The organism is Dehalobacter sp. (assembly GCA_023667845.1).
Taxonomy (GTDB): Bacteria; Bacillota; Desulfitobacteriia; order Desulfitobacteriales; family Syntrophobotulaceae; genus Dehalobacter.
In genome coordinates this window covers 1-4,433 of sequence record JAMPIU010000109.1, presented here as the reverse complement: position 1 = coordinate 4,433, position 4,433 = coordinate 1, and the positions used below count along the sequence as shown (strand labels likewise).

The 4,433-nt window shown below is 42.5% G+C and carries 2 protein-coding genes; both read left to right on the top strand.

What is annotated here, in order from left to right; translation table 11 throughout:
* Positions 1–889: 889 nt before the first annotated feature.
* On the top strand, positions 890–1,099 hold the full coding sequence (locus NC238_07735; protein MCM1565829.1) for a hypothetical protein: 210 nt from the start codon (positions 890–892) through the stop codon (positions 1,097–1,099).
* Positions 1,100–1,192: 93 nt separating this feature from the next.
* Positions 1,193–4,433: PocR ligand-binding domain-containing protein (locus NC238_07730; protein ID MCM1565828.1), on the top strand; the 3,241-nt coding region annotated here is incomplete at its 3' end.

Sequence of the window (4,433 nt, the reverse complement as noted above, 5' to 3'; positions counted from 1 at the left end):
ATGTTTTTTTCATGCCTTTCGTAAACGTGAGGCTTGGATATAACTTTTCTCATATTAACTTTTCGCAATAATGTGACCTGATTCCTCCAAACCTGAGCGAAGGTTCATGACTGAAAAAGATAGTCGTCTTGAAGATTCTCAAATTAAGTGCAAGAGATGCGATTTTAGCGCACGAACTCCTACGAGAATAGGCTCTGAACCTATCGCCTTTGGCCTGGCTGGGCAACTCTCGCATGTTGACTTGTTCACTCTTGATAATATTTAGTCCTCCTCTATGTTGAACTCTAAATATAGAGCCCTTGACCCTGCTGGATATATCCCAAGTATTTAAGGAATTTTCGAAAGGTCAAAATGTGACATAAATACAAGCTTTTTGAAAAGCTTATAGCTAAATTTCTTTTACTGAGTGCATGTTAACTCCTATGGTAGTTGAGAAATCTATAGTAGTTGAGAATTGGCTGTAACAGGCTTAGAATGATTTTCATTTTAAGCACTCATTTCAGGGAGTTGAAAGAAAAAAAGGAAGATTAAAGATCTATATCTTAAAACAGACTTCTGACAAACGTACATTCTTACCAGTAATGTTGCATATTCGAAAAAGTTTTTAATAAATTTATTATTTGTATATAGTTAGGAATCTGTCTCTTTTAGATTGAATAATTAAATTTTATTGACTTTATATATTTAGACTTACATTAATTTATGAAAACTTCTTCGGCTATTCAATTTGAAGTTTATGGATAATACAAATAAAGACCTCTTTAACTCAAGGTTTAAATGAACATATTAATATTAAAACTACTATATTTATATAAGTAGTTGCCATAGACACTTTTACGTTAAATAGTCAACAACAATAAGCAAGTTGCCGTCAAAGAAAAGGAGCCTGATGGGAAAAATGAAAACAAAAGTAGATCAATTTATGGCAACGAATCCAAGTCCTATGCTTATTGTATATAAGGATGGAACTGTTCTTCAAATAAATGAAGTGAGTGAGCCATTACTGCATAATTTAGGCGTAGCTGAAGAAAAGTTACCTGCCTATACTGAGGATTTTGTACAAAGGGTAATTTCACTGAATAGTCCGGAAAAAATGTGAGTTACAGTAGGAAAAAGAGTATATCCGCTAGCGTTTTACCCTATACTCAAAGAAGGATGCATAAACATTTATGGACTTGACACAAGTGACAGGATGAATTTTGAAGAAAAATTTCAGGAAACTGAAACTAGGGAGAGGAGTAAACTGGAACTTGCTAATATCATTGATTCCCAAGAGATTCAGTCCCTTATGGATGACTTTTATAAATTTACTCACATTACCATGGCCCTAGTCGATCTCAAAGGCAATGTTTTGGTAAGTGTTGGATGGCAGGATATCTGCACCAAATTCCATAGGATTCACCCAGAAACCTGCAAACACTGTATAGAAAGTGACACAGAGCTGTCCGCAGGCATTTTCCCTGGAGAATTTAAACTGTACAAGTGCAAAAACAATATATGGGACATAGCGACTCCCATCATAGTGGGCTGTCAGCATGTTGGCAATATCTTCTCCGGTCAATTTTTTTTTGATAATGAGCCTCTGGACTATGAGCTTTTCCGATCCCAGGCCAGAAAATACGGCTTCGATGAAGAGGAATACATAAAGGCGCTTGAAAAAGTTCCGCGGTTGAGCAAAGAGGCTGTAGATGCAAGCATGGTATTCCTCACTAAGCTTGCTAACATGATCTCACAGCTAAGTTACAGCAATATCAAACTATCTCAGTCGCTGGCAGAACGCGATTCTCTAGTTAATGCGCTACAGAAGAATCGTGAGGATCTTGACCGCGCCCAGGCCGTGGGAAATCTCGGAAGCTGGCGTTTGAATGTGCGTAAAAATGAATTGACATGGTCCGATGAAGCTTATCGTATCTTTGGTATCCCAAAAGGTACTCCTTTAACCTATGAGACCTTTCTTTCGAGGATTCACACGGATGACAGGAAATATGTTGATAAGAAATGGAAAGCGGGATTGGCTGGAGAACCATATGACATTGAGCATCGCATTATTGTAGATGGTAAAGTCAAGTGGGTACGTGAAAAGGCATATATTGAATTTGACAACGATGGCACGCTTTTCGGCGGTTTCGGCATAACTCAGGACATCACCAATCGCAAGGATACTGAGGAGATGTTGGCTTTCGAGCGATCGCAGCTCTTGTCCATTTTCGATGGCATCGACGATGCGGTATATGTGACTGATCCATACACCTACGAGGTACTTTACGCAAATAAGGCAATGAAGGAGAAATTCGATGGCGAACTCGTGGGAGGGATTTGCTACCGGGAGTTTCAGGAGAGGGATTTTCCCTGCGATTTCTGCACCAATCCAATTATTTTAAAGGAGAGGGACAAGCCCTACCATTGGGAGTATTATAACCCCGCAGTGGATCGGTATTTTATGATCATGGACCGGATCATTAAGTGGCCGGATGGCAGAGATGTGCGGTTTGAGATTGCAAAGGATATTACCGAACGTAAAAGAGCCGAGGAAGCCTTGCGGATTTCTGAAGAGAAATATCGTTCGCTGTTCAATTCAATCGACGAAGGCTTCAATATTATCGAGATAATCTTCGATGAGAGTGGAAAAGCAGTGGATCATCGGATTCTTGAAGCCAATCCATCGCAAGAGAAGATGACAGGACTTAAGGATGTCGTAGGTAAGCGAGCTCGTGAACTTCTCCCTAATTTCGAAGATTATTGGCTCGAGAGCTTCAGCCAGGTAGTAATAACTGGCGAGCCAGTCAGGTTAGAAAACCGGATTGAAGAACTTGATCGGTGGTTTGACGTCTACGCTTCGCGTTTTGGGGATGAAGGCAGCAGAAAAGTAGCTGTTGTTTTCAATGACATTACCCAGCGAAAACTGGCTGAAGAGGCACTGCACCAGAGTGAAAAGAGGTTGAACTTCGCACTCGAAACCATACACACCGGCGCGTGGGATCTCGACCTAGTGAATCATGATTCTCCCCATCGATCACTCGAGCACGACCGCATCTTCGGTTACGAGCAACTTCTCCCGAAGTGGACCTACGAAATGTTCCTCAACCACGTGTTGCCTGAGGACCGAGCGATGGTGGACGAAAAATACCAGAAGGCCATAACCTCGGGTGGCGATTGGAGTTTCGAGTGTCGTATCCGGCGAGTGGACGGTGTAATCCGGTGGATTTGGGCAGCAGGAAGGCACCAGGTAGATTATACTGGAAATCTTCGTTGGATGGCGGGAATAGTCCAGGACATTACAGAGCGCAAGCGAGCAGAGGAAGCTTTACGCGAGAGCAAGGAAAGGTTGCGTCTCCTGAGTGACAACCTGCCGGATAGTGCAGTCTATCAATATGCTTATAAGCACGATGGCAGTGTCCGTTTCCTGTATTTCAGTGCAGGCATCGAGCGACTCAACGGTGTCAGTGTATCCGATGTACTGCGCGATCCGGGTACACTGCACCGGCAAATCCCACCGGAATATTTTGAACGGCTCTTAGAAGCTGAGGCAAAAAGCGCCCGCGAATTGTCAGACTTCGATATGGAAACACCTATGCAGCTGCCCGACGGTCAGATTCGCTGGATGCAGTTGCACTCTCGGCCCCGTCGACTGCCTGATGGGCGGACTATCTGGGACGGCGTGCAAATTGACATAACCGAGCGAAAACGGACTGAGGAGGCGCTTAAAGATAGCGAAGCGCGTATTAAGGTTGCTGAAGCTATCGAGTTTGAACGGAAGCGACTTTTTGATGTGCTGGAAACGCTTCCAGCAATGATATGTTTATTAACACCAGATTACCATGTTGCCTTTGCCAACCGAAGTTTCCGCGAAAAGTTCGGAGAATCAAATGGTAGGCACTGTTATGAATATCGCTATGGGCTCACTAAGCCTTGTGAATTCTGCGAATCTTACAAAGTGCTTGAAACAGGTCAGTCTCTACATTGGGAAGTTAACACCCCGGACGGAAGCATAATTGATTCCTACGACTTTCCGTTTACCGATATTGACGGTTCTCCTATGATCCTTGTGATGGACATTGACGTTACCGAACGCAAAAAAGCTGAAGAAGCTCTTTCAAATATTGAGACCGCTCGTAAAAAGGAAATCCACCATAGAATAAAGAATAACCTTCAGGTAATTTCCTCTCTGCTGGATCTTCAGGCTGAACAGTTCAGAAACCGAGAGAATATTAAGGAATTGGAAGTTCTCAAAGCCTTCAGAGAGAGCCAGGACAGAGTTATATCTATGGCTCTTATCCATGAAGAATTGTACAAAGGTGGAGGGTTCGAAACACTAAACTTTTCTCCGTACATAAAAAAACTCATTGAAAATCTTTTTAAAACATACAGCCTTGGAGATGCCGAGATTGCCTTAAACATGGATCTGGAAGAGAGCATTTTCTTTGATATGGATA